This window comes from Microcoleus sp. AT9b-C3, assembly GCF_036705485.1.
Taxonomy (GTDB): domain Bacteria; phylum Cyanobacteriota; class Cyanobacteriia; order Cyanobacteriales; family Microcoleaceae; genus Microcoleus.
In genome coordinates, this window is the sequence record NZ_JAUBUR010000005.1 from 166,273 (window position 1) to 191,990 (window position 25,718).

General features: G+C 46.8%; 18 protein-coding genes and 1 riboswitch. Of the genes, 9 read left to right on the plus strand and 9 right to left on the minus strand.

All coding sequences use genetic code 11. The features are described from left to right. The first annotated feature begins 115 nt into the window (after positions 1–115). Positions 116–676 (plus strand): Uma2 family endonuclease, encoded by a 561-nt coding sequence (locus QUB77_RS07060; protein WP_333172382.1) that lies wholly within the window; start codon positions 116–118, stop codon positions 674–676. 201 nt (positions 677–877) lie between these two features. On the opposite strand, the gene QUB77_RS07065 is transcribed toward QUB77_RS07060, so the two are convergent. Then, positions 878–2,014 (minus strand): DUF262 domain-containing protein, encoded by a 1,137-nt coding sequence (locus QUB77_RS07065; RefSeq protein ID WP_333172380.1) that lies wholly within the window; start codon positions 2,012–2,014, stop codon positions 878–880. A 124-nt stretch (positions 2,015–2,138) separates the two neighbouring features. After that, positions 2,139–2,235: riboswitch (TPP riboswitch) on the plus strand. 7 nt (positions 2,236–2,242) lie between these two features. Here QUB77_RS07065 and thiC point away from each other — a divergent pair. After that, positions 2,243–3,616, plus strand: a complete 1,374-nt coding sequence (gene thiC, locus QUB77_RS07070; RefSeq protein ID WP_333172378.1) for a phosphomethylpyrimidine synthase ThiC — start codon at positions 2,243–2,245, stop codon at positions 3,614–3,616. Positions 3,617–4,821: 1,205 nt separating this feature from the next. Here thiC and QUB77_RS07075 read toward each other — a convergent pair. The 3 genes from QUB77_RS07075 to pyrE all read right to left on the minus strand — a co-directional run bounded on the left by QUB77_RS07075 (position 4,822) and on the right by pyrE (position 7,861). Beyond that, the gene (locus QUB77_RS07075) at positions 4,822–5,304 is read right to left on the minus strand and encodes a hypothetical protein (RefSeq protein WP_333172377.1); all 483 of its coding nucleotides are present in this window, start codon (positions 5,302–5,304) and stop codon (positions 4,822–4,824) included. Between the two features lie 480 nt (positions 5,305–5,784). Next, entirely contained in the window at positions 5,785–7,071 is a 1,287-nt protein-coding gene (dcm, locus tag QUB77_RS07080) for a DNA (cytosine-5-)-methyltransferase (RefSeq protein WP_333172375.1), read from the minus strand. A gap of 211 nt (positions 7,072–7,282) precedes the next feature. Beyond that, on the minus strand, positions 7,283–7,861 hold the full coding sequence (gene pyrE, locus QUB77_RS07085) for an orotate phosphoribosyltransferase (protein WP_333172373.1): 579 nt from the start codon (positions 7,859–7,861) through the stop codon (positions 7,283–7,285). An 84-nt stretch (positions 7,862–7,945) separates the two neighbouring features. Between pyrE and QUB77_RS07090 the strand changes: the two genes are divergently transcribed. Next, positions 7,946–8,476 (plus strand): hypothetical protein, encoded by a 531-nt coding sequence (locus QUB77_RS07090; RefSeq protein WP_333172371.1) that lies wholly within the window; start codon positions 7,946–7,948, stop codon positions 8,474–8,476. 184 nt (positions 8,477–8,660) lie between these two features. Here the strand turns inward: QUB77_RS07090 and QUB77_RS07095 are convergent, their stop codons facing one another. Together QUB77_RS07095 and QUB77_RS07100 are read right to left on the minus strand one after the other, a co-directional pair. Next, positions 8,661–9,404: a pentapeptide repeat-containing protein gene (locus QUB77_RS07095; RefSeq protein ID WP_333172369.1), complete on the minus strand. Its 744-nt coding sequence runs from the start codon at positions 9,402–9,404 to the stop codon at positions 8,661–8,663. Between the two features lie 20 nt (positions 9,405–9,424). Beyond that, complete coding sequence (locus tag QUB77_RS07100; protein WP_190661578.1) at positions 9,425–10,069, minus strand: hypothetical protein; 645 nt, start codon at positions 10,067–10,069, stop codon at positions 9,425–9,427. A gap of 321 nt (positions 10,070–10,390) precedes the next feature. On the opposite strand from QUB77_RS07100, the gene QUB77_RS07105 reads away from it, so the two are divergent. After that, entirely contained in the window at positions 10,391–10,702 is a 312-nt protein-coding gene (locus tag QUB77_RS07105) for a WGxxGxxG family protein (RefSeq protein WP_333042574.1), read from the plus strand. Between the two features lie 399 nt (positions 10,703–11,101). Here the strand turns inward: QUB77_RS07105 and QUB77_RS07110 are convergent, their stop codons facing one another. Then, on the minus strand, positions 11,102–16,441 hold the full coding sequence (locus tag QUB77_RS07110; RefSeq protein WP_333172367.1) for a PAS domain S-box protein: 5,340 nt from the start codon (positions 16,439–16,441) through the stop codon (positions 11,102–11,104). A 182-nt stretch (positions 16,442–16,623) separates the two neighbouring features. On the opposite strand from QUB77_RS07110, the gene QUB77_RS07115 reads away from it, so the two are divergent. Continuing rightward, a complete protein-coding gene (locus QUB77_RS07115; RefSeq protein ID WP_333172365.1) occupies positions 16,624–17,448 on the plus strand; it encodes a creatininase family protein in 825 nt (274 codons plus the stop codon). Between the two features lie 168 nt (positions 17,449–17,616). Continuing rightward, positions 17,617–18,372: a DUF561 domain-containing protein gene (locus QUB77_RS07120; protein WP_333149087.1), complete on the plus strand. Its 756-nt coding sequence runs from the start codon at positions 17,617–17,619 to the stop codon at positions 18,370–18,372. A 240-nt stretch (positions 18,373–18,612) separates the two neighbouring features. On the opposite strand, the gene QUB77_RS07125 is transcribed toward QUB77_RS07120, so the two are convergent. Continuing rightward, positions 18,613–19,290 (minus strand): calcium-binding protein, encoded by a 678-nt coding sequence (locus tag QUB77_RS07125; RefSeq protein ID WP_333172363.1) that lies wholly within the window; start codon positions 19,288–19,290, stop codon positions 18,613–18,615. A gap of 80 nt (positions 19,291–19,370) precedes the next feature. Between QUB77_RS07125 and QUB77_RS07130 the strand changes: the two genes are divergently transcribed. The 3 genes from QUB77_RS07130 (at position 19,371) to dprA (ending at position 22,114) form a co-directional block, all read left to right on the plus strand. Further along, on the plus strand, positions 19,371–20,018 hold the full coding sequence (locus QUB77_RS07130) for a DUF2301 domain-containing membrane protein (RefSeq protein ID WP_333172361.1): 648 nt from the start codon (positions 19,371–19,373) through the stop codon (positions 20,016–20,018). Positions 20,019–20,128: 110 nt separating this feature from the next. After that, complete coding sequence (locus tag QUB77_RS07135; RefSeq protein WP_333172359.1) at positions 20,129–20,782, plus strand: YdcF family protein; 654 nt, start codon at positions 20,129–20,131, stop codon at positions 20,780–20,782. A gap of 180 nt (positions 20,783–20,962) precedes the next feature. Beyond that, a complete protein-coding gene (dprA, locus tag QUB77_RS07140; RefSeq protein ID WP_333172357.1) occupies positions 20,963–22,114 on the plus strand; it encodes a DNA-processing protein DprA in 1,152 nt (383 codons plus the stop codon). A 168-nt stretch (positions 22,115–22,282) separates the two neighbouring features. Here the strand turns inward: dprA and QUB77_RS07145 are convergent. Further along, on the minus strand, positions 22,283–25,718 hold a 3,436-nt coding region (locus QUB77_RS07145; RefSeq protein ID WP_333322882.1), incomplete at its 5' end, for a Calx-beta domain-containing protein.

Genomic DNA, 25,718 nt, shown 5'->3' on the forward strand with positions numbered 1-25,718 from the left:
TAAATGCTTTTTCTCTACGGTTTGTCATCTAAATTTTTCCTCTTTTTTCCGCTCCGTTTGGGGCGGTTTTTTTTATGGTAAATTTAGGTAAGCTGCAAACGAGGAGAATAGTTATATGTCTGTTCAGCTTCAAAAACGGTTATTTACAGTAAAAGAATATCATTTGATGACTGAGGCTGGTATTCTCTCCGAGGGCGATCGGGTAGAACTCATAGAAGGAGAGATTGTTAAAATGGCTGCAATTGGTACTCGTCATGCAAGTTCTGTTAAGCGTCTCACCAGGCGCTTCAGCCTCATTCCAGAAGAGCGTGCCACTCTGGGCGTCCAAGACCCTATCCAGTTGACTGAGCGGACTGAACCTCAACCGGATGTTGTATTGCTGCAACCTCGCGCCGACTACTACGCCACAGCCCATCCAGTACCGTCTGAAGTTTTGCTGTTAGTTGAGGTTTCAGATAGTACGGTTGATTATGACAGAGATGTGAAAGTATCCATTTACGCGCGATCGCTAATTCAAGAAGTTTGGCTGGTAGATTTAGTTGAAAATTGTTTGGAAGTCTACCCTCATCCCGGCCCCAACGGTTATAGTTTAATGCTCAAGTTTTGGCGCGGTCAACAAGTTGCGCCGCTGGCTTTTCCCGATTTAGAAGTGAGCGTTGATTTCATATTGGGTTAGGGCGAGTGCGCCACTCGTAAACCTACTGCTATCTTAACTTACAATATATTTAACAGCCCTAATCAGCGCAAGTTCTATTAGGTGGGTAATCAAGTGCTGTATTGCACTTATATAGAATTTGTGGCTAATTGATAGCGAGAGGTTAGAGCTGAAACACAGGAATCTCTAATCATAATTAACGCTACTTTTATGCAATACTTACTATTCTACATTTTCTAAATAATAGGACGCAATTTCTAACCTCTTCCTAACATTATCTTGGCTAGTAAGATTGCGTACTTTTTGAGCTACTCCAATAAAATTATCATCTTCTGTTAGTGATTTATAGCGTTCCCCCAGTTGTTCAAGATTATTAATTTTGCCTTGTTCTAACCTGCGGGTCGTAACTACCATTACGGCTTCAAAGTAAGTAGGAATCAATAATTTTTGAGGCTTGAAAGCTTTATTGCCAAGACATTTATGGAGCAATTCAATCGTTGGGATAAATGCCTTTATTATTTGTTCTTTTGATTGGCGGGTCAGGTGTCTGTTTTGCCTCATGTATAGATTGAGAAATTCTTTTAGAGAAGGCTTATAATCATTTCCCCCGAAGTAAAAAGCCAGGAATCGTAAAATAAGTTCTTGATCTTTCCCGTTTTTGTCTGGGGGACCAAATATCTCACGCCACGCTATATTTTTATTTAGTTCCCTTAGCAAATTATTGAGTTCGCCGTGATAGATGCAAGCACGAATTTCCTGCGGTTTAAGGATAGTACCTCCGGTATTCAGCCTTTCAAAGATATAGTAAATACTACTCTCGTCGTTTGCATAAAGTGGATCGACAACTGTAGCCGATACAACCGAGTCATCTAACTGGCGTCGGTATGCGTCTTTCAGTGATTTATATGTCTCCTTCTCAAATTCTGTATGAACCCCTTTCAGAGCAAACGAGTGCTTACTGTTGAGAAACTTGCCTTGATAGAAATATAAAAGGCTACGTAATCTTTGCTGACCATCAATCACCAGCAGTTTTTTTGTTTCTCGCTCTTTTGCTAGAAATATGCCGGGAACTGGCAGACCAAGCAAGAGTGATTCTATAAAACGCGATGCTTGTTTTGGTTTCCAGACATAAGCACGCTGGAAGTCGGGAATAAATACGTCTTCGCTTTCCAGGCGTCTAACTAGACCCGCTACATCAAAATCAATTCGAGAAACTGCTATGGAGAATCTGGAGGGAATAATGTCCTCCTCATCTTCCCCGCTATCATCTTCCCCGCTATCCTGAATATCGTTTTCCTGTTCCTCGTCCGCTAGATGGTTGGGAGGAGATGGCTCGCTGTTTGACTCAAATGTACTCATCTTGTAGCCTCCTTTGTGCCTGAGTTATTAGATATTATATAGCGATCGCTCCCCTCATCTATCTCTCAATATTAAGATTTCCTTAGTTGCTGCCGTGGCGCACAGAAATCGGTGATACAATCAACAGCTTAGCTAGGGGTGCCCGAATATCCGGGCTGAGAAAACACCCTTAGAACCTGAGTCTGGGTAATACCAGCGGAGGGAAGCTGTTTATCAAGGAAATTAAATATGCGTACCGAATGGATCGCGAAGCGTCAGGGGCAAAGCAATGTATCTCAAATGCACTACGCCCGTCAAGGTGTAATTACTGAGGAAATGCACTTTGTTGCGAAGCGAGAAAATCTCCCGCCAGAACTTATCCGCGCCGAAGTAGCGCGGGGACGGATGATTATTCCGGCTAATATCAATCACACGAATTTAGAACCGATGGCGATCGGCATTGCGTCTAAATGCAAAGTCAATGCTAATATCGGTGCATCTCCCAACTCTTCCAATATGGAAGAAGAAGTTGACAAGCTTAAACTAGCAGTGAAATACGGCGCTGATACCGTGATGGACTTGTCCACCGGCGGCGGCAATTTAGATGAAATTCGCACTACAATTATCAAAGCTTCACCGGTCCCGATCGGTACTGTACCAATTTACCAAGCACTAGAAAGCGTTCACGGTAATATGGAAAGTCTGACGGCGAATGACTTTCTTCACATCATTGACAAACACGCTCAACAAGGTGTTGATTACCAAACTATTCACGCCGGAATTTTGATCGAGCATTTGCCGTTGGTGAGAAATCGGATTACGGGGATTGTCTCTCGCGGCGGCGGCATTTTGGCGCGGTGGATGCTGCATCACCACAAACAAAATCCTCTCTACACTCACTTTAACGACATCATTGAAATCTTCAAAAAATACGATGTTTCGTTTAGTTTGGGAGATTCTCTGCGCCCCGGTTGCACTCACGATGCGTCGGATGAAGCTCAATTAGCTGAACTCAAAACTTTGGGACAATTAACTCGCAAAGCTTGGGAACATGACGTGCAGGTAATGGTGGAAGGCCCCGGCCACGTGCCGATGGATCAAATTGAGTTTAATGTCAAGAAACAAATGGAGGAATGTTCCGAAGCACCCTTCTATGTTTTGGGTCCCTTGGTGACAGATATTGCGCCTGGGTACGACCACATTACCTCAGCAATTGGGGCCGCGATGGCTGGTTGGTACGGTACTGCAATGCTGTGCTACGTGACGCCGAAGGAACACTTAGGATTGCCGAATGCTGAGGATGTCCGAAACGGGCTGATTGCTTACAAAATTGCGGCTCACGCTGCAGATATTGCGCGGCGGCGTCCGGGTGCGCGCGATCGCGATGACGAACTCTCGAAAGCGCGTTACAATTTCGATTGGAACCGTCAATTTGAGTTGTCATTAGATCCAGAACGAGCAAAGGAATATCACGACGAAACTTTGCCGGCGGATATCTACAAAACTGCTGAATTCTGTTCAATGTGCGGGCCTAAGTTCTGTCCGATGCAGACTAAAGTTGATGCCGATGCTTTGACGGAATTAGAGAAGTTTTTGGCTAAGGAACCTGTAGCCCAAAGCTAATTGGATTAATTCGTAGGGTGCTGATGGCGCACCTTACTTAATCCTAAAGCTGTTTCGTTTCTGGTGGAGCGGGCATCTTGCCCGCCCAAAACTAGGGTGCTGATGGCGCACCTTACTTAAGGTGATATTAAAAGGAGTTTCCGAAAATGAGAATTGCGATGTTCCCTTGCAGGTACTTTTTTGTTACCAAAGAATCGAGAATTTTATCCAGATTGAGATGAGCAAAAAAAGTAGCTATTTGCTCTTTAGTTAATAGCTTATCATCTGGGTCATGCCCAAATTATTTATTTCGCCTTTTCAATATAAAACTCTTCATCAACTCAATTTCGTCTAAACTGCACTCGCCTCGCAAACCCAGTTCCCAAGAAGGAAGAGAATTACCACCGCGATAGCAAATTAGTCGCCTACCCGGTACTGGTAAACTAACTGAGCGTCAGGATTGATTTCGCTGCTTAAGAGGCATTCCGTTTCCAGATTCAAGGAACAGCGGCGGATTCAAACCATCCTCTCATGCCACCTATTCCTGAGAATAAGTCAATAAAACGGATTTTTTTCATTGCCATTAAGCCGGCGGTAAAAGCTTATAGTTGGTACTATTTGTCAGTCGAGGCATAGCCTCTAGATATTCATTACCAGGCTCTGCTTGGTAACTAGAAATTTTCAAGTCGTAGGGTGCGTTAACGCAGTGTAACGCACCGCCAGCCTCATGCACCATTTGAGCTAATTGACACTCCCCTGCCTGAAGGCGAGGGGATTCTTGGTTCTGCGACCTACCTTACAACTATCTATCCTTGCGGCAGTGTTTAAACCAGGTATCCGTTCAAAAGAACCAAATATCGAGCTTAATTTAGATAGCCTCAGAGGGTTTGTCTCCCCAAGCTTTCGAGAATTGCTTCTCTTGTTTCTGTGTGCCCCACAGTACATTTTAGAAATAAAAAGTTTAGTCTCTGATTTGGGCTTACATTAGTTAGCCCAGCTATGTTTTTCGTGGTTTTCGCCACCCACTAACCATTATTGTTTTCCGACCAGTCGTTTGAGCGTGGTGTCTCATGTGTATCGGCGGTTATTCTACCTGTAGTATAGTTATTGTACTCTACAATGAACACAATGCAAGAAAGTTCAAGAAAACAATTAACAAAAGTTGATAATTAATTAAAGCCGTCCTAGAAGGACGGGGCTTTAGACCCAATTTCTTGGTAAAAGATTTACCTGGATATGTTAGCTCGCGCTGTTTCTTGGCACTTTGAAAGAATGCGCCGATCGTTTGAGCTAATTGTGCGAATAGGATGGAGATTGGTTAGCTGAGTATTGATTTCAACTCTTTGAATTTTTCCGGCTGAGATTGCCTTCCCGGAAAGTGTATTTCCCTGAATTTTACCAGTGAAGCACGCAAAGTCGGATCGCGGCGCGTAGATTGCACCAACCACCCGATTGTCCTGGCGTTGAAACACAATGTAGTTTTGAAGAACTTGGTTGGGCTGTGGCGAATCTCCGTACAGGTAAATACCATCTGGCAAAGCAGCAACATTAGTCTTAGATGGATTTTGTTGTGCTTGAAGCGGTTGTTGCTGAATCCCAACACCAATTAGTGTCAGAGGACAAATAAAGGCTGTTGCCAGTAGTTTCCATTTCCTTTTAATAGATGCAGGTAAAATCATTACTGCTTCTCCTTGCGCGTCATCTAACATCTTAAAACAGTCTTCTCTAGTTAATGTCTCACTCAGGTTATAATTTCCCTCTGCTAAAATCAGCCGATTGGTAGAGATTCTGAACCTGAAAGCTTGCGCTTGTTTAGCACCGAAAACTTTATTTTCCCTTGTGATCCAAGTACCAGAGCTGATTTTGATTTAATTAGAGCGAGCAGAGTTTAGCGTTCCACCCCATAAAACACCGATCTAAGGTTGATGCCGATGCTTTGACCAAGAATTTCAAAGGTGGTACCCGGCACGTGATTTATCCGTGGAATCAATCCAAAATCTAAAATCTAAAATCTAAAATCTAAAATCTTCAAGCCCCCGCATTTATCCGTGGAATCAATCCAAAATCTAAAATCTAAAATCTAAAATTTAAAATCGATTGACGGAATTAGAGAAGTTTTTGGCTAACGAACCTGTAGTGTAAAGCTAGTTGCTAGGGTGGGCGGAAACACTCCGCCCACCCTTCCCAATTCACCAGGCGCTAACTTTTTGTTTGGTAGAGGACAAAACATTCTGGAGTACTTCTTGAGCAACAGTTTTAACTACATTGATACTGACACTATTACCCAGTTGATAGTAAGCTTTATCATCATTTGGATGCAGTACAAAAATATCGGAAAAACCTTGTAAACGCGCCGCCTCGCGGGGAGTAATGCGGCGGAGTCTGCGGTTATGATAAACACCTAATTTATTCGCATCGCTGGCAACAAGTGTTACAGAAATCTTCTGCGGATCGAGAATTTTATAGACTTCAAAGGAAAAGTTACCCGATACAGGTTTATACAAATCGTTGTTCCGCTGTAGGTACTTCTTGGCAACCAGTAAATCCAGAATTTCATCGAGATTGGGATGAGAAAAAAAAGTAGCGATTTGCTCTTTAGTTAATAGCTTACCATCTTGTTTATGGCCGAATTCCTTATTGCGTCTTTTCAATATAAAACGATTCATCAACTCAATTTCCTCTAAACTGCACTCGCCTCGCAAACCGAGTTCCCAAGAATGAATCGAATTGCCGCCGCGATAGTCAATTAGCCGCATTCCGTGCAAGCGATTTAAATCATTGTTAACAATTTGTTTCAATGCCTTGACAAATTCTGGCGAACAATCATATTTTTGCCCTGGATTGTCTTCCAAAATATCTGCAACTGTGACAGGTTTACTTAACGGGGAAAATAACGATAGCTGTTGATGGTTACAGGAATGTGAATCTTTTGGACCTAAGTCGGAAACTAACGCAAATTGGGGCGAAGCATTTAAAATTCCTACTAGGTAAACTCGGACGCGGTTCTGAGGTAAGCTAAAGTTAGAGCTGTTGAGCAAAAAATAATCGAAGCTGTAACCTCGGCTTTTGATTTCGCCCTTAATAGTTTCGAGAGTTCTGCCGCCGTCGTGGCTGACAAGTCCCCGCACGTTCTCGAAAATAAATGCTTGAGGCTTAAAGGTATCTATTAACCTTGCCATCTCAAAAAATAGTGTGCCTCTGGTGTCTCCAAAGCCTGCTTTTTTGCCAGCATAGGAGAAAGACTGACAAGGAAATCCCGCTAGTAAAATTTCATGTTCAGGGAGTTTGTCAATTAATCGGATGTCGCCTAAAGGTGTGTCGGCAAAGTTTTTCTGGTAAACTAACTGAGCGTCGGGATTGATTTCGCTGCTCAAGACGCATTCTGTGTCTTGGTTTAAGGCGCGAGCGGCTGACTCAAAAGCTAATCTCATGCCACCTATTCCTGAGAATAAGTCAACAAAACGTATTTTTTTCATAGCCTTAAACTGGCTGGTTAAGATTGATATCTTGCACCATTGTTAACATGAGCCAGAGCGAAAATATCTGCGTATCAGGTAGAAGCTGGTAACGAGGGGAATCGCACAAACTGCTATTTCTGGCTACTAAGCTGTTACGCATCTTGCATTGTATTTGTGGGCGGGCGGGACGCCCACCCCACAAGAATTTGCTCGAATTTGATTGTCAAATTTAGATGCGCCTCAGCTTAATCCATTCTTTAAGATCCTGAATGGTAAAAATGGCTTGAAAATCCAATCCCGCCTCGTGATATAATTCGCCTCCACCTTGCTCTCTGTCAATCAGCGACAAAATACGATCGACTTTATAACCCGCACCCCGCAACCGTTCCACCGCCTGCATCGCCGACTTACCTGTCGTCACCACATCCTCCAAAACCGCCACATTCGTCCCCTCTGGCAACAGCGGCCCCTCAATGTACGCCATTGTCCCGTGTCCCTTCGTCTCCTTTCGGACAATTAGCGCCGGAATTGATCGACCTTCCAAAGCCGAAACCACACTCACCGCAGTTACAATCGGGTCAGCACCCAAAGTCAAACCGCCCACAGCTTGCACATCCGGCGACAGCATCGACAACAGCAAACGTCCCGTTGCCAAAGCACCTTCAGCGTGCAGCGTCACCGGTTTACAGTTAATGTAATAAGAACTTTTCTGCCCCGAAGACAGCAGAAAATCGCCTTCACGATAAGCAAACTCGCACAACAAATCTAGAAGTCGATCGCGCAACACCTTTAAATCCCCAGCATTCATAACTCACACCGTGTAAAAAACACAAATAATCCGTCGATAATCAGTTTATATTGGAATCGGAATTAATTAAGGAGGCCCAAATATATGAGTCAAAAGTTAAAAAGCCTGAGCGGCGCGTTGATTCTCGCTGTCGCCTCTGCCGCACTGGCATCCGTCAAACCAGCTCAAGCACAAACAGAGCGATTTCACCCGATTGCCGACGACTTCAACCGACAATTCTTTGAAGCTTCAGGAGACTTTTACCAAAACGTCAGCTTGCAAGGTTACTTTGGCGACTATTTAGGCATCGGTTCCCCCAGCGGCGTCGTTGCCTTTCCCGAAAAAGAAATCGAGAGGGATGCCAGCCGCGTCAACGGCCTCTACCGACGAGTAATGCAGCGACAAGTTTCCAGCGACCCGATTCTCCGCGTCCCAGATGCAGTTAATCCCTTCGATGCCTCAGTCATGGCACTGCCTGCAGCTTGCCAGCTAGGACCTCAACCAAGCGGCTGTTTCCCTACTCCCGCCGGACTCCAAGATCAGTTTACACTTCCAACACAGCAGCAAGATTCACCAACTGATCCAGGGCCTGTTAGAGGACTTTATCAAGTATCGCCCGCTGGTGGCAAAAATTAGTCGATCGACAGTTGCGAGTTTTGAGGCGAGGCGGGTTTACTCAATCTTGGATTTATTTGTATGATAGAGAAAGCCTCAACCCGCCCCAAAAACTCATGTTTTGGCAATCCTTTCGGTAAACGCGCCACTGACTTTTTTTAACTATGGCGGTTATTTTACAGGACTAAATATTATCCAATATTTATCAAACAATGCTGCCGTCAGGCATGATTGTTCCTTTCAAAATAGCTTCGCCCAGATTAGCTCCCGCCAAGTTCGCTCCCCTGAGATTTGCCCCGGTCAAATTCGCCCCTCTCAAATCAGCTTTGCCCAGGTTTGCCCACCGGAAATCGGCCGCGCTCAACTGTGCAAAACAGAGATTTGCCCGGAAAAGATATGCTCCAGTGAAGTGAGATTCCCCGAGGTTAGCTTTAGAGAAATTAGCTCCATAGCAATGCGCTTCAATCAATTCAGCTTGAGTGAGATTTGCTTGACTGAGATTAGCACAGTTGAGGTTCGCGCCCATCGCATTAACTCGAAACATCACCGCACCGATTAAATTCGCATCACCGAAATCGGTTTGTTGGAGATTAGCAGCGGTGAGGTCAGCCCCAATTAAATTAGCACTGCTCAAATCAGCTCCCCTCATGTCTGCCGCTTGGAGGTTAGTGCCAGTTAAATTAGCTTTAATTAAAGTAGTTTCGAGCAATTGTGCTCCGGCAAGATTTGCTAAACTAAGATTAGATTCAGCGAGGTTGGCCGAAATTAACTTAGCCTTAAACAAATCTGTTTTAAAAAGGTTCGAGCGCCAAAGATGCGCGCCTCTGAGATTTGCTTCGGCGAGGTTAGCTTCGCCCAGATCAGGTTCTATATTTGGGTTGAGACTTCTCCATTCAATCCAACTAACTGCACCTTTTTTTAACAGCGCTAAATGCTGTATATTTGCCATAACTGCATCTCCTTTAACGGCTATTCCTTGCGACCAACAATTGCTGGATTTTCTCGACCCGTCACGTTTTCCACCGCCGCAATTGCTGCCTGGGAACCTGCTATAATATCTCGTTCTGCGCCGCCGAGGTAAAGCCGTCCGAAACTGCCTACAGCCTGAACCTCTAAGATGTTAATAGACGCGCCTTTTTCTGCTTCATTGGCCGCCAGCGCTGCATAGGCCGCCGGTTCTACTTCTAAGACGTAAAGCGTTTGGCCCGCCAGCAGCAACTGTCCGCGGCGGGTGCGGTTGATTAATTGTGTTTGGTGGGGGTCAATGTTGCGAATAATTTGACTGGAAATCACTCGCGGTTTGATACCTTCTTCTCTGCGGAGTCCGATGAATTCTAGAATTGCTTTGCCTGCTGCCCGCGTTTCCCCCTGCTGACTCGAGTGTACTTCCAGAAGGCCGTACAAGCGTTCTACTATCTGCACTCCGGGGCGCACGGAGGCAGATTTGAGGGCGACATCGGTAATTCGGTTAATTTCGATACCGGGCGAGATTTCTATCCACAGCGACGCATCCCCCGGCAGTGGCAAGAATCCGGCGGCGACTGTGCCGATGTATGCTGCGTGCTGTGGCTGCAAGTTGTCTAGAAATACGTAGCTGCGTAACTCTATTCCCAAAAGTTTTGATCTCCGTCGATCGAGTTCCAACACTTGTCTGTGCAATATCTGAGTTTACCTTTTTTTGTAAACAACACCTTGTCTGTTGTCGAGAGTGCCTCGTGCCTGACAACCGAGTGAGGTTCAGATCCGCGTTTTCTAGTGCCGGAGTGCCTCCGCGAGCAATTTTTAATTTTGTGCGGCTGCTAAAAACTTTGATATCAATCTCTAGTTATACGTGGAACATAACAATCTTTACTGCTAGAGGTGGATTTAACTTTAAAAGCCAATCGATATAGTTTTGATAGTTAAAGATTTTAGCCAACAGAGAGCATTTGAATTATGAAACGTTCTGATTTATCCAAAGCAATCGGTGCAGGTATTATAGCTGCTGGTTTAGCCCTAGCACCAGCTCATCTGCCTGCTTCAGCTCAGACAGATACAACGGGCGGTACTAACAACACTACAACCACCACCACTCCTCGCTCCGATGTCTACAATGCTGAGACCGATCGCGATTTTGATTGGGGATGGTTGGGATTGCTAGGCTTGTCTGGTTTGTTGGGCTTGATTCCCCGCAAACGCGAAGAAAATGTCCGCTATACAACTACAACGAGTGATCGCGAGCCCGCTGTGCGTAGTGACTACCGCTAAGAATTGAGTCTTAGTGCTGTGGGCATTATCCAGGGACAGGATGTTTTAACCTGTCCGACGAGCGCGAATAATCATAAAAAAAACCTCCATCTGTGGGGGTTTTTTATTGGAGATGATGCGCGCTCGAACGATGATTAAATTGGTTACATCTGAACCTATTGCACCATTTTTATGAACAGCCTTTCCGCCCTGTTCCACAAAAAGTGAATTTTCTTGTGGGCCTTTGCTCTTAGCCAGTAAATAAAATCATTATTGAGAATGGTGCAATATTTCAGATATAACCGGACTTGAGATTATTAAATTCTTCCTTTCTTCTTCCTTTATTCTTTCCGGTTCTTAACGTCTTCGCGGTTCATTAAATAAAGACTTTTCAGACCCAAAAAAACCTTAAAAAATATTTTAGCCAGAACGATCGAGTACCTCGCAAATCCCCTGCACCAACTTATCCGGGTCTAAAGGCTTAGCCATGTGGCGTTGGAACCCCGCAGCCAGCGCCTGCTGATAGTCAATTTCTCCAGCATAAGCCGTGAGGGCGATCGCCGGAACCAGTCCCCCTTGCTCTGGTGCCAGAGCCCGAACCTCCCGCATCAACATATAACCGTCAGTATCGGGCATTCCAATATCGCTCAACAGCAAATCCGGCACAGACTCGGTTAAAACCGCCAAGGCATCGGCGGCGTTAGAAACTGCTGTAACGCTTGCCCCACAATCCTCAAGCAGAAAAACCACCAAATCGCGCGCATCGGCATCATCATCCACCACTAACACCCTGATACCGCTCAAATTGAAGGATTGTTCGGGCGGCGCTGTTCCTGCAGGACTTCTGTGAGGTTGCACGGGCATCAGAGGTATCGTGACGGTCAAGGTTGCGCCTTGTCCTTCGCCGGGACTTTCGGATTTCACCGTGCCACCGTGGAGTTCGACGAGATGGCGGACGATCGCCAATCCTAAACCCAATCCGCCAAACTTGCGCGTCATCGTGCTGTCAGCTTGCCGGAAGTAGTCGAAGACATAGGGCAGAAAATCAGGTTCGATACCTTTTCCAGTATCAGTTACAGTAATTTGGGCCCTCGTGTCCACCCGATCGAGAACGACTTCGATTTTGCCGGACGGCGGGGTGAACTTGACGGCATTTGACAGCAAATTCCAGACTACCTGCTGAAGTCTGCCCGCATCGCCCAAAACCGGGCCGAGATTCGGTGCAAATTGAGTGCTGATTTGAATCGACTTGACTTGGGCCGCCAGACGCACCGTTTCAATTGCAGCGCCGATGACCCCGGCTAAATCCACAGGTGCAATATTCAAGCTGACCTTACCTTGCAGAATCCCCGACACATCGAGCAAATCTTCGATAAGCTGGGTTTGCAGTTTGGCATTGCGCTCGATCGTCTCTAAGGCATAACGTTGCTTTTCCGGTGTCAGAACGTTCGATTGAAGCAGCTTCGTCCAGCCCACAATCGGGTTTAAGGGAGTCCGCAATTCGTGGGACAAAACAGCCAAAAATTCGTCTTTGACGCGGTTAGCCTGTTCTGCTTGTTCCCGCGCCTCCTTTTCGCGGGCTAGAAGGCGTTCCCGTTCCGCTTCTGCAACTTTGCGATCGGTAATGTCAGTGTTGGTGCCGCACCAGCGCAGCAGCTTGTTTTGCTCGTCGCGAATCGGCACAGCGCGGGAGAGAAACCAGCGGTACGATCCGTCTTTGCCGCGCAAGGGGAAAGTATCTTCCCAGAGTTTTCCTGTTTCAATGCAGCGCCTAAATTTTTCGACCACGCGATCGACGTGTTCCGGGTGGTGCACCTTTTGCCAGCCCCAGCCCTGCATTTCCTCTAGGGTGGTGCCCGTGTAGTCAAACCAGCGCTGGTTGTACCAGAAAATCCCCCCAGCAGCATCTGTCATCCAGGCCAATTGAGCGATGTTGTCAGCTAGAGCGCGGAACCGAGCCTCGCTTTCGTGCAGCTCATGCACGGCTCGTGCGTGCAGGATCACCGTCCAGAGGCGAGCCACCACTTCTTGCATCAGCCAAACTTCATCGGGCTGCCAGTGCCGAACCACCCTTGATGTCACCACCAAAACAGCCACCCAGCGCCCTTCCTGAAGGCAGGGAACATCGACTAAAGCGCGAATGCTAGCGGCACCGTAGTTATCGACCAAATGCGCTGTATGCGGGTGATTAGCGATATCTGAGATGGCAAGTGTTTGACCTGCCATAGAGAGAGCTTTCAGTTCTGGGGTCTTAAAGTCGGAGAGTTGATAGATACCGGCGGCGCTGGCAAGGTCGGACTGGTGCCAGTCTTGCTGGACAATTGCCCGATCGGCTTCTACATCGATTTCGTGCCATATGCAGCGATCGACCTTTAAATATTCTCCTAGACTTTTCATCGCTTCCCACAACATTTCTGCGGGGTTGAAGCGCTGTCGCAAGCGGACTTCGAGTTCAGAGAGAAACTGCTCGTTGAGTTGGGCTTGTTTGCGATCGTGAATATCGGTGTTTGTGCCGATCCACTCGACTATTTCGCCCCCTGCGCCGCGAATTGGGATGGCGCGGGACAAATGCCAGCGTTCCATTTGGTCGGAGGCCCGCTGCAGGCGCAGCTCAACTTGATAAACTTCTCCGGTGATTAGACATTCTTCCCAGCGGGCCCAAGATTCTGCCAAATCCGAGGGCGGCACCAGGGATTCCCAATTGCTTTGAGCGGCTTCCTCGTAAGACATCCCCAGATATTCCGACCATTTTTGTTGATTGGTAAAGCGAATTTCCCCGGCGGAGCTTACGTTCCAAATCAGGTGGGGCAGCGACTCAGCCAGAAAACGGAAGCGGCGGTCGCTTTCTGCTAAGCTTTCTTCGGCTCGTTTGCGATCGTCAATATCAATGCCGATCCCGGCCCATTGCACCACCTGTCCCCCCCTGTCTTTGACGGGAACAAGTCGCGCTAGATGCCAGCGGTAAGTTCCATCAAACCTACGCACCCGACACTCAAATTCGTAGGCTTCCCCTGCTTCAATCGCCTTGGTGCGCGTAGCGACAACTGTTGGCAGATCGTCAGGATGAAATAATTGCAGCACCGGTGCAGCCAGCGGCAATTCTGCTGGCCTGATGCCCGTGTAGGTTTTCCAGTGTTGGTTGCAAAACTCTAACCTGCCGTCGGCAGTGTTGATCCACATTAATTCCGGGACGCCATCGGCGAGGGTGCGGTAGAGATTTTCGCTGTGCCGCAGTGCTTCTTCTATTTGCCGGCGCTCGGTTTTGTCCTGCATGATTTTCAGCAAACCTTGCACCTCGCCGGCTGCGTCGCGCAGGGGCATCACCAGCCCGCTGCCCCAAAAGCGGCTGCCGTCTTTGCGGACGTGCCAGCGCTCGTTTTCTGCCTTTCCCTGAGTCAGGGCGATGTGTCTTTCTGCTTCCGGCTTTCCGGCAGCAGAGTCTTCTGGGGTGAAGATGATTCGTCCGTGCTGCCCGACGATTTCAGCTTCGGTATAGCCCAGCAATCTCTGGGCGCCTGCGTTCCAACTGGTAACCTGTCCGTCGGTGTCGGTGGTGAAGATGGCGTAGTCTTTGGCGCTGTCGAGAATCAACTGCAGGTGGGTTTCACGATCGCGCAGTGCTGCTTCTGCTTGTTTGCGTTTGGTAATGTCGGTTGTGAAGCCGACAACTTTGGTCACTTCACCTTGCTGGTTGCGGATCGAACAGGCGCGTTCCCAAACATCGATCCAGCGCCCGTCTTCGTGCCGGATTCGGTACTCGCTTTCGTAGCGCTCAACACTCAAGAGTTCTGCCGTCTCGGCTTGGATGCGCGCCAAATCGACGGGATGGATGCGTTCTCTCCACCACTCTGGTGTTGTCTGTGCATCCTCTGAGCGGACACCGACGATCGAGTACAGCCCCTCGGAACGGTAAACTGAGTTTGCTGCCAAATCCCACTCAAACACAATGCCGTCGATCGCCCTTGTTGCTAATTGAAAGCGGTTGTAGCTTTCTTGCAAGGCGAGTTCGGCCATTTTGCGAGCGGTAATTTCCTGTACCACGATATGAATCCCGACAATCTGTCCGCCCCTGTCTCTGAGCGGCCACCAATTCTGGAGCCAAGTGCGAACAACAGTGGGTTGATCCCTAGTTTTACCCGTGAGTTCAAAATTCCGGATCGGTTCTCCGGTGTCTAGAAGGTGGCCCAAGAAAGGTTCCGCTGTGTCTGCCCAGTCGGGGACAATTTCGCGCAGGGTGCGGCCGATGTGCTTTTCTACTGCCAAGCCGTTCATTTGGGCAAACCGCTGGTTGATCCGCACGAACCGCAAATCTGTGTCTAAAACGGCCAAACCGACGGGAGTTGTTTGGTAGAGCGACTCTATCTCTAGAAGTTGACGGCGCACGGTTTGCTCGCTCTGGTGCAGGGCGAGTTCGGCGTTTTTGCGATCGGTAGCATCAAATAATACTCCGATAAACCGCACTGCTTCGCCTGCAGCGTCGTAGAGATAGCGCCCGAACGCGCTCAACCAGCGGATTTCTCGTGTGTCTGCCCGGATGATGCGGTATTCGGGGGAGTAGAGCGATCTCGTTTGCCGAGCTGTTTTGGCTGCTTGCATGACTTGCTTTAAGTCGTCTGGATGCACACACTTTTGCCACACATCCGCGCTTGCTTCGCCGCCCGGTACCGGTTCGCAGCCCAAAATGCTGAAATGGGTCGCCGACCAAATTACTCGATGTGTTCGCACGTCAAAATCCCAGGTTGCCATGCCTGAGCCTTCGATGGCGACGCTCAAACGTTCTTCGCTTTGTTTCAAGGCAATTTCAGTTTGTTTGCGATCGCTGATATCTGTGAGGGAGCCCACGGCGCGCACGGGATTGCCTGATTCGTCCCAAATTGCTCGCCCTCTGGCTAAAACCCATTTGTAGCGACCGTCGGAACAGCGAACGCGGTACTCGCAGCAGTAATGTGAGGTTTCTCTATGCAAGTGCTGCTGCCAATTGCTTTGCATTATCTCTAAATCATCGGGATGAATGTAGCTCAAAAATTGGCTGAAGTCCTTGACTTCTTCGGGCCCGCGTTCCAAAATCTCTAAACAGCGATCGCTCAGGATCTGGAAATTGGTTTGGAGGTTCTGATCCCAAATGCCGTCGTTGTTGCCCTGCAAGGCTAGCTGCCAGCGTTCTTCGCTTTCTCGCAAAGCTTGTTTGGTTTGATTGGCGCGATCGATTTGTACGGCTGCAACTGCAAAGTCTGCTAGGGAGATGGCGATCCGCAAGTCTTCGGCATCGAACTGGCCCGAATCGTGAGATACAATCCATATTGCCCCCAGCAGTTGATTTTCTGATTGCAGCGGCACAACTAACGCTTCGGCGATCGGCAATTCTAGCTGCTGTAAGTCGGTAAAATATTGTTCGGGAGCGAAGTAAAGCTGGGGAGTTTGGCGATCGAGACTTGCTCCCGACAAACACAGTTTACGGGGTGTATTTCTGTGTTCTGCTGCTTCCCACGCGCCCGCCAATGCTTCCCACCGAAAGATTTGTTCGGAACGGGAATTTTCTTCTAGCAAACAGACTCCGACACTTCCTGCGTCACATAAATCTTTAGCGATAGCAACCAGTGTTTTGAGCAGCCTGTGGGGTGAGGTTGCCAATTGTCTAGCTAGCGTTTGCAGCGCTCGGTTTTCTGCTTTTTGATCGTGCGATCGAGGGATGCGGCGCGACAGTTCCTCGGCGATCGGAATGTCGGTTAAATTAGTTTCTGAGGTTTGCCAAGCTTCCATCAATTAGTCGTCTCTAGGTCTTTCGGTCTGAGCTGGCGAGCGTATATCAGCGCCCTCTTAAAGCATCTGCTATAAATTATAGCATTTACCTAGAGACAGAATTAGTTATCTATCTTGGTAATTGCTTTTTAGTTTTCAGGCTAGTTGATCGCCTTGGTTGCTTTTACTCTTGTTGCCACCTTATGCACAATTTTATTCCCGAATCGCGATTTTTTCCATATCTAACTTGGACAGAAATTCAGTCTATGCTGGATAAGGAAAATACTGTGATTATTCAGCCGCTAGGTGCGATCGAACAACACGGCCCCCATTTGCCTTTAATTGTAGATACGGCAATTAGCGCGGCAGTGACAGGCAAAGCGCTGGCAAAGTTAGAGACAAATATTCCCGCTTATGCTTTGCCGCCTTTGTACTATGGCAAGTCGAACGAACACTGCCATTTTCCCGGTACAATTATGCTCAGTGCTCAGACACTTTTAGCAGTAATCAGTGAAATTGCTGACAGTATTTATCAGGCTGGATTTCGTAAATTAGTGTTAATGAATGGTCACGGCGGACAGCCGCAGGTGATGGAAATTGCGGCGCGCGATATTCATCAAAAATATCAAGATTTTTCGGTTTTTCCGCTGTTTGTGTGGCGGGTTCCAAATGTGGCTGCTGAATTATTAACTGCGAAGGAGTTGGAGTTTGGGATTCACGCTGGTGATGCAGAAACGAGTTTGATGTTGTCAATTTTGCCGGAGCGGGTGAAAATGGAACTTGCTGTTACTGAATATCCGAAAAATTTGCCGATCGATAGTTTGCTGAGTATGGAAGGAAATTTGCCTTTTGCTTGGCTGACGCGAGAGTTAACAGAAAGCGGTGTGTTGGGCGATGCGACGGCGGCAACGAAAGAAAAGGGCTCTCGTATTCTCGAATCTCTCTCTGACGGCTGGGCACAAGTTATCAAAGATGTTTACAAATTTCGACAGCCGGGAAGTCATTCGATTTTAGATTTTAGATTTTAGATTTTAGATTTGGGATTTGGGAATGACTGATTCTGTGTGAGTGTGGAATTTGTCTACCGTTGCATTCTTTTTGAAGGGTGTAATTAAAAATTAAGAAGTAAAAATTCAAATTTGTTGGAATCCGTGTCAAAATGAGTCTAAGAAATTTTTTGAGTTGGAAAACAGACGATGAGTGTAAATTCTAAATTGCAGCGCGCATTTGAGCAAGGTCGCGCCCTGAAAATTATCAGCGGTTTAAATAATTTTGATGCCGCAAACGTTGCGGCTGTCGTCAAAGCAGCCGATCTCGGCGGTGCTTCCTTTGTCGATATTGCTGCCGATCGAGATTTGGTATTGATGGCAAAACAGTTGACAAATTTGCCAATTTGTGTATCTGCTGTGGAACCGGAAAAGTTTGTGCCTGCGGTAGAAGCTGGCGCTGATTTGATTGAAATTGGCAACTTTGATGCTTTCTACGCAGTAGGCCGCCGCTTTGAAGCTGAGGAAGTTTTGCAGTTGACTCGCGAAACTCGATCGCTATTTCCGAACATCACTCTTTCTGTGACAGTTCCCCACATTTTGGCACTCGACAAACAAGTGCAATTAGCAATTGAATTAGTCAAAGCTGGCGCTAACATCATCCAAACCGAAGGTGGTACTAGCGCTCAACCAATTCACGCAGGCACCTTGGGATTAATTGAAAAAGCAGCGCCTACTTTGGCCGCAGCCTTTGAAATTTCCCGCGCCGTATCCGTCCCCGTACTCTGCGCTTCTGGTATCTCCAGCGTCACCGCACCCCTCGCTATTGGAGCCGGTGCTGCGGGTGTTGGTGTCGGTTCTGCTGTCAGCCAACTTAATAGCGAAGTGGCGATGATTGCGGCTGTTCGCAGTTTGGTTGAAGCTTTGGCTTTGGTTTCGCGATCGCACTTGCCAGCTTCCATTTAATTAAGAAGGAAGTTCGGCAACGGATTCGGTAACGGATGTTAGGGAGAAGAGAGAAGGAAGTTCGGCAACGGATTATGTAACGGATGTTAGGAAGAAGGAAGAAGGAAGAAGGAAGAAGGAAGAAGGAAGAAGGAAGATTTTTCCCATCCCCCACTCTCCCACTTTCCCCTTCTCCTACTCTCCCCTTCTCCCCTTCTCCCACTCTTCCCCTCTTCCCCTCCCCCACTTGTCCACTTTTCCTTAATAATTGAGAAACCACACGGCATAATCATCTAATAACTGATTGTTGCGGGAGATTACATCAACTGATTCTAACTCGAATAAAGGCAACATAAACTTTTGGCGATCGCCGACGCGCTGCACTTGCACAAATATGCCTTCTTCCTGAATCACAAAATCATCTAACCGATTAATGGTGAATCTATCAGTATAAGACGGTTGAGTTTTTTTGAGCTTTGCATATTCTTTTTTACTGCCATAACCCATTGTATATTCTTCTTCCCATTCAAACTCTTCTATGCCAGTAACGTGACAGGGAAGTTGAATATTTTGCTTAATGTACTCTAGATATTTGACTGAGTTTTTGAGAGTACAATCAATATTTTTAGAAACCAAAATTTTGCTGATTTTAGTTTCAAATTGCTTGGTATTAAATGGGAGATTTTTGTCGATATGCGCTAACATTTCTGGATCGAACCCCGATCTCAATTCGGTTACTTCTGCCAGCAGGCGCTGGAAGTCGTCTAGCGGTTTCGGTCTTCTGCCTGCTACAATGGTTTCATCAAGCTGAACTGGAGGAAGTTCGGATTGTGAAGGAAGGGATTTGCTGTGATCGGGGCGATCGTCCAATTTAGATTTGTTAACTTTAGATTTGTTAACTTTAGGCTGGTTAAGTTTAGGCTTGTTAAATTTAGGCATCGCTCGGTCTCGCTGGATCGGTTTATCAATAAAGTATATCTTGGCAGAAGTACATTCGTGTCTAATAGGAGGAAGGTGTAATGCAACTACTGAAATCGCCTGATGAATCGCCAGTCTATCAAGGACAATTTGGCGAGTTTACAATTACTCAAAACGATCGCACGGGAGTGTTGATTTACCGCGCTGGATTGGGGGTGGCGGCGCTGTGTTTTGCGATCGGCACTACTCTGGTGTTGCAACAAGGTGACAACCCGATCGCAATCCAAGCTGTAACGCCTGTTTTTGCTTGTTTCTGGATAGCTTTAGGCGTCAGCTTGGCAACTATTCACATTTACATGATTGCGCTACACCGAACACTACAGGCGTTTTGGGCGATCGGCGGCGCGGCAGCATTGTTTGTAGCGTTACAAAGCAGCCAACCTCTAGCTTTAGCAGTGTACGAACATCCCGCCACGTTGTGGGGAATTGGCTTTACTTTTGCAGCCTTAAATGGTATTTATTTTAAGGAAGCATTCTGCTTTAATCGCCTAGAAACTAAGTTTTTGACTCCCGGAGTTCCTCTTCTAATTTTAGGACATATTTTCGGCTTTTTGTCAGCGGAAAATGAACAGTTTTTGCTGGCTATTTGGGCGGCTTTGTTTATCATCTTTGCTGTACGCAAGTTTTTTCAACCAATGCCGCAGGATATTGGGGATAAAAGCGTTTTTGAGTATCTGAAACACAAATAATTTGGGAAGAGGGCATGGGCATTAGGAATAGGACACTTTTACTGATCCCTTTCCCTTTCATCCGTTACATCCCGTACATTGCTCGTTGCCGAACTTCCTTATGCTCTAAAATGAGAATTCGTTTAATCCGTCGTCGAGAACTCTGGGCAATTACTAGGGAAGGTTGGGTAATTGCAAGCGCGGGGTTGATAGTTTTAATGCTCTTAATTATCACAAATATCCATCCGTTTTTGGCGGTAAATGCGCCGATTAAAGCAGATATATTGGTTGTAGAAGGTTGGTTGCCGGATTATGCGATCGAAAGTGCGATCGCCGAATTCAAAAAAGGCAAATACAGCCAATTAATTACCACAGGGCTTCCTTTAAGTAAAGGCTACTATCTCGCTGAATATAAAAATTATGCCGCACTAACTGCCGCGACTTTTATTGCGCTAGGATTTGATAAAAACCAAGTAATAGCAGTACCAGCCGCGAGTGTTGTGAAACACCGCACTGCTGCTTCTGCGATCGCACTTCGAGATTGGTTTTCTACTTCAGATTTAAAAGTTAACTCAATTAATCTTTATTCCTTTGGCCCTCATGCCCGCCGAAGTTGGATTGTATTTAAAGAAGTGCTGAATCCTGAGATTCAAGTCGGCATTATAGCGGCGGAACCGCAAGATTACAATTCCCAAGAATGGTGGAAATCTAGCGAAGGTTTTCGGACAGTAATAGGAGAAATTATTGCTTATATTTATGCCCGTTTTGTAGATTGGAAAACCTAGCCAGTAATTGTCAACATCTATCTTAATTCCCTTCGCGTTCTTAGCGCCTTCCCGGTTCGTCAAAAAATATTTATATAGCACTTGTAAATCTGTGAAAAGACTGGACAAGGCAGTGCCGTTTCCTACCATAATTCAACCAAAAATGATAAAATCATTCTCAGATAAGTTGAGGGCAACTCGTTGTTAGAAGAACGCGCATACTGGTTAGCATGGTCACAAATTAACGGTATCGGGCCGATTTTGTTGCAAAGATTGCACCAAAATTTCAATAGTTTGGCAGAAGCTTGGACGGCAAAACCAGTAGATTTAATGCGAATCGAAGGGTTTGGCAAGCAGATAATTGAAACCATTGTGCAAGAACGCACTAAACTCAATCCCGAAGAATTTATCGAAAAACATCTTATAAAAAATCCCTGTTTTTGGACGCCTGCTGATCCAGATTATCCTCGCTTATTATTGGAAATTCCCAATCCGCCACCAGTGTTGTATTATCGTGGTTTAGTTGATGTAAAAGAGAATCAAGGAATTACGCCGACGGTGGCAATGGTTGGCACTCGCAGCCCTTCGGAATACGGCAGAAGGTGGACTCGCAAAATTAGTACGGCTTTGGCTAGAAGCGGTTTTACTGTGGTTTCGGGATTGGCTGCGGGCATTGATACAGAGGCTCATACAGGCTGTTTGGAGGCGGGAGGAAGGACTTTTGCAGTGGTGGGGACGGGAGTAGATATTGTATATCCTAAACAAAATGAGAGGTTGTGCGATCGCATTTTGCAGCAGGGATTGGTAATTAGTGAATATCCGGCGGGTACTCAACCGAATAAAACTAATTTTCCGCGCCGAAATCGCATAATTGCTGGCTTAAGTCGCGCTACAATCGTGATAGAAGCTCCGCATAAATCGGGTGCTTTAATTACTGCTTATCAAGCTAATGATTTTTGCCGAGATGTGTATGTTTTGACGGGCAGATTGGATGATGAGCGTTCTTTTGGTTGTTTGGAGTTGCTGAGTAAAGGTGCTCATCCGATTCTGCCGAATAGCGATCGACTGTTAAGCGAAGACAGGTTGTTGGAAATGCTCGGAGCTATGCCAAAATTGGATAATGCCGAGCAGTTGTCGCTATTTCCTCCAAATCCGACGGTTGAGAAGCAAGGGCCGCCGTTGGAGCCGGAATTGGCTAAGGTGTTAAGTGCGATCGTCTCTGGGCCGATTTCTTTTGATACAATTGTGGAAGCAGCGGGATTGGAAGCGGGAAGAGTTTCGAGTATACTTTTGCAGTTGGAATTGTTGGGATTAGTTTCGCAGTTACCAGGAATGCGATATCAGCGATGCTGATGTGAAAAATTAGGTTAAATAGGGTTTTATCCCATTGATTATTCGGCGGTTGAAACTGCGTCTACACAGACTAAATCCGCGCAGCCGGATTGAAGATTATTCGGCGGTTTCAACCGCCGAGTGAATATGGCCAGGGGATAAGGGATTGCTCCCCCGGCACATTCAATCTCAAAGCAATCCGAAATTAACGACACTAATATTGCTAGCCGAAACACCACTGAGAGAAGCTAAAATCTCCCCTGTTTGAGCCAACCGGATTAATGTCGCACCACTATCTTGACTAATCGCCAATTGCGAGAAACTCAACCCGTTACCCAATACTAACAAGTCTTTACCGACTTCAAAATCAGTAATCGTATCAGTACCGGAATTGGTAGAGAGTAAGAACTTATCTACTCCCATTCCTCCTATCAAACTATCAATCCCCAAACCGCCATTGAGTAAATCATCGCCCTTACCTCCGTAAAGAATATCATTACCATCATCGCCATTCACAATGTCAGCACCGCGGTTGCCAAATAAGACATCATCACCGCTACTTCCCAGGATTGTATCGCTACCTTTGCCACCGAAAAGTGTGTCATTTCCCAGATTTCCATCGAGGGAATCATTGCCCCTCATCCCCATAAACACATTATTTCCGCTGTCGCCCGTCAGGATATCGTCGCCATTTGTACCGAGAATCGCATTGGGAGAATTGCTGCCCAAATCAGCATCACCGCTGACAACAGGAGTGGCAATCCCAGCCGGCAATACTACAGCTTCAATTCTGCTATCTAAAGCAGTACCAGTATTGTCGGCAACTACCTGGGAAACAGGTTTATTTCCTGAACCAACTGCTTTGAAGTCTTGAGTGGTGGGGCCCAATGCTACTTGTTGGAGGCGGGCAAGTGATTCAGGAATTGATGTTGCTGTTGGGTTGGAGACAGCGCTATCAATGCGTTGATTGGCTGTTGCCATTACTGTCGCTGCTTGCGATGTAATTTGGCTGACTTGTTGACTGTTGAAGCTGGGGTCTATTTGCTGGATTTTAGTGGCAGCTTGCTGAATGATTGGTTCTAAGGCTGCGGCATTGCTGAGGTTTAATACTGTACCTGATTCAATTTGATTGGTAATTGAACTGACAACAGCTTTGACGATATCGGTATTGACTGCACTGGATGCACCGTCAATCAAAGCGCTAGTTTGAGTGATGAAGTTTTGGACTTTCACCATTGCGACTAAAGTTTCGACGCCGCCCGGTTGGTTGTTATTGGTAGCGAGGATCGGATCTAAGCTAGTCAGGTCAACATCAGCCGGGAGTCCAAGGGCGGCTTTGACTAAAGATTGTGCTTCTTCTTGTGCAATTCCTTTGTCGGTTAAGTCGGCGACTAAGCTGGTTAGGAGGGTAACGACACTCGCATCTGGTGGTGCGGTGAGTGGTGTTTCTAGGGGTAAGCCGGTGGCGGTGTCAGTGCCTCCTGTGACTACTAGATTGCCTTCTGATGGGTCGATTTCTCCGTTTTTGTTGGTGTCGAAAATGTCGAAGGGGATATCGAGATTAAACTCACCGCTGCTGTTAGTGGTGGTGGATGGTTCGCCAGCATCGAGGATGCCGTTTTTGTTGGCATCTAAGAACACAGTAGCACCGGAGATATAACCGTCAATTGCGATGCCAGAAAGGCTGTTGGCGCGGTACAGGTGGAAGAAGTCGGTAGCAGTGGCACCGGCATTGTCCGTTGCTGTCACCTTAATTGGCACATAGAATGATGAGGGAACATTGCCAGCATTCAAATCCACGCTAAAGGTCAGGGTATTCGGGTCGAAGGTTAGCCAATCGGGTGGAATGAAAGTGCCGGTATTGGGGTCGAAGGTCAGCCAATCGAGAGGGTTGGAGCCGAAGAGTCCGTTGGGTTCCGGCTCTGGAATTATTGAGTAGGAGTAAGTGAGGCTGTCACCTGGATCGGGATCGGTAAACGTGTTGGGAGCAAGAGTTACATTTAAGTCGCCGCGGGGATTGGGACCACGTTGATTCGAGAGGGGATTAGTCACCACCGGCGGGTTGTTGTTGAGTGTAGATTCAGCATCGATAATTTTCACACTGGCAGTGTTTTGGGTGCCAATAATGGAATTATCCCGATTGGTGATCCGAAACGCAATTTCTTCTGTTCCCTCAAGTTGACTATCCGGAAAAACGTCAATTGTGAAAGTTTTGGTATTTTCGCCTGGGTTAAATGTGAGTTCAGGAGAGAAATTGGGGGTATTCCAATCTGTTCCGAAAGTCGCTGAACCAGTAGGAGGTTCTAGGTACACCCTGGAAAAGTTGTTTAGATTCCCAGTGCGAGTGAGGGTAATTTGTTTCTGAACGATTCCTGTGCGACTTTCATTGACTTGGTAAGTAGCTTGGGAAAAATTAATTGTAGGAGGCCCCTCAGCATCGAAAATTTGCACGGTAGCAGTATTTTGGAGGCCAATAATGGCATTATCCCGATTGGTGATCCGAAACGCAATTTCTTCTGTTCCCTCAAATTGACCATCGGGGAAGATGTCAATTGTGAAAGTTTTGCTATTTTCGCCTGGGTTAAAGGTGAGTTCAGGAAAGAAATTGGGGGGAACGTTCCAATCAGCTCCGAAACTCGCTGAACCAGTAGGAGGTTCTAGGTACACCCTGGAAAAGTTGCTTAGATTCCCAGTGCGAGTGAGGGTAATTTGTTTCTGAACGATTCCTGTGCTACTTTCATTGACTTGGTAAGTAGCTGGGGAAAAATTAATTGTAGGAGGCCCCTGAGCATCCAAAATTTGCAAAGTGGCAGTGTTTTGGGTGCCGATATTGATATTAACCCCCCCATTGGCGATCCGAAACGCAATTTCTTCTGTTCCCTCAAATTGACCGTCCGGTAAGATGTCAATTGTCAAAGTTTTGCTATTTTCGCCTGGGTTAAAGGTGAGTTGAGGAGAGAAATTGGGCGGAACGTTCCAATCTATTCCCAAAGTAGCTGAACCAGTAGGACGTTCTAGCCACACCGTGGAAAAGTTGCTTAGATTTCCAGTGCGAGTGAGGGTAATTTGTTTCTGAACGATTCCTGTGCTACTTTCATTGACTTGGTAAGTAGCTGGGGAAAAACTTACCGTGGGAGGAAGATCAAAAGGTTGTTCGTTAGATGGCGGTATGGTGTTACCCCTGTTAACAACAGTGGCATCCGGTGCATTGAGGCCGTTGTAGTTACTATCCGCACTCACAGCAGGGGCAGTCACAATCTGATAAGTCTTATCGAGGTCAAATACTCGATCGTTAACACCCGTTACCGTAACAGTCTGCCACTGATTCCAATTAGCAGAATTGAAGGTAACAGTTTGCGGGGAATTTACTCCCTCTGCCTCATTGCTGCTACGCAAATCAATTCTCACATCAGCAGTAGGTTGGCTGTTTAGTCTGATGGTGAATTGGTCTGTGCCACCAGTTTCTGTAGTTACTAATCCCGATGCCGGACTAATAACAATGCCAGGACTTCCAACTATCGGCGTCGGCGTCGGTGTTGGAGTGCCAGTTGTCGGCGTCGGTGTTGGAGTGCCAGTTGTCGGCGTCGGTGTTGGAGTGCCAGTTGTTGGCGTCGGAGTCGGCGTC

Excerpts from the sequence above, each read along its gene's own strand:
- QUB77_RS07060 (WP_333172382.1), top strand. The coding sequence starts at position 116 with ATGTCTGTTCAGCTTCAAAAACGGTTATTTACAGTAAAAGAATATCAT.
- QUB77_RS07065 (WP_333172380.1), bottom strand. The coding sequence starts at position 2,014 with ATGAGTACATTTGAGTCAAACAGCGAGCCATCTCCTCCCAACCATCTA.
- thiC (WP_333172378.1), top strand. The coding sequence starts at position 2,243 with ATGCGTACCGAATGGATCGCGAAGCGTCAGGGGCAAAGCAATGTATCT.
- QUB77_RS07075 (WP_333172377.1), bottom strand. The coding sequence starts at position 5,304 with ATGTTAGATGACGCGCAAGGAGAAGCAGTAATGATTTTACCTGCATCT.
- dcm (WP_333172375.1), bottom strand. The coding sequence starts at position 7,071 with ATGAAAAAAATACGTTTTGTTGACTTATTCTCAGGAATAGGTGGCATG.
- pyrE (WP_333172373.1), bottom strand. The coding sequence starts at position 7,861 with ATGAATGCTGGGGATTTAAAGGTGTTGCGCGATCGACTTCTAGATTTG.
- QUB77_RS07090 (WP_333172371.1), top strand. The coding sequence starts at position 7,946 with ATGAGTCAAAAGTTAAAAAGCCTGAGCGGCGCGTTGATTCTCGCTGTC.
- QUB77_RS07095 (WP_333172369.1), bottom strand. The coding sequence starts at position 9,404 with ATGGCAAATATACAGCATTTAGCGCTGTTAAAAAAAGGTGCAGTTAGT.
- QUB77_RS07105 (WP_333042574.1), top strand. The coding sequence starts at position 10,391 with ATGAAACGTTCTGATTTATCCAAAGCAATCGGTGCAGGTATTATAGCT.
- QUB77_RS07110 (WP_333172367.1), bottom strand. The coding sequence starts at position 16,441 with ATGGAAGCTTGGCAAACCTCAGAAACTAATTTAACCGACATTCCGATC.
- QUB77_RS07115 (WP_333172365.1), top strand. The coding sequence starts at position 16,624 with ATGCACAATTTTATTCCCGAATCGCGATTTTTTCCATATCTAACTTGG.
- QUB77_RS07120 (WP_333149087.1), top strand. The coding sequence starts at position 17,617 with ATGAGTGTAAATTCTAAATTGCAGCGCGCATTTGAGCAAGGTCGCGCC.
- QUB77_RS07125 (WP_333172363.1), bottom strand. The coding sequence starts at position 19,290 with ATGCCTAAATTTAACAAGCCTAAACTTAACCAGCCTAAAGTTAACAAA.
- QUB77_RS07130 (WP_333172361.1), top strand. The coding sequence starts at position 19,371 with ATGCAACTACTGAAATCGCCTGATGAATCGCCAGTCTATCAAGGACAA.
- QUB77_RS07135 (WP_333172359.1), top strand. The coding sequence starts at position 20,129 with ATGAGAATTCGTTTAATCCGTCGTCGAGAACTCTGGGCAATTACTAGG.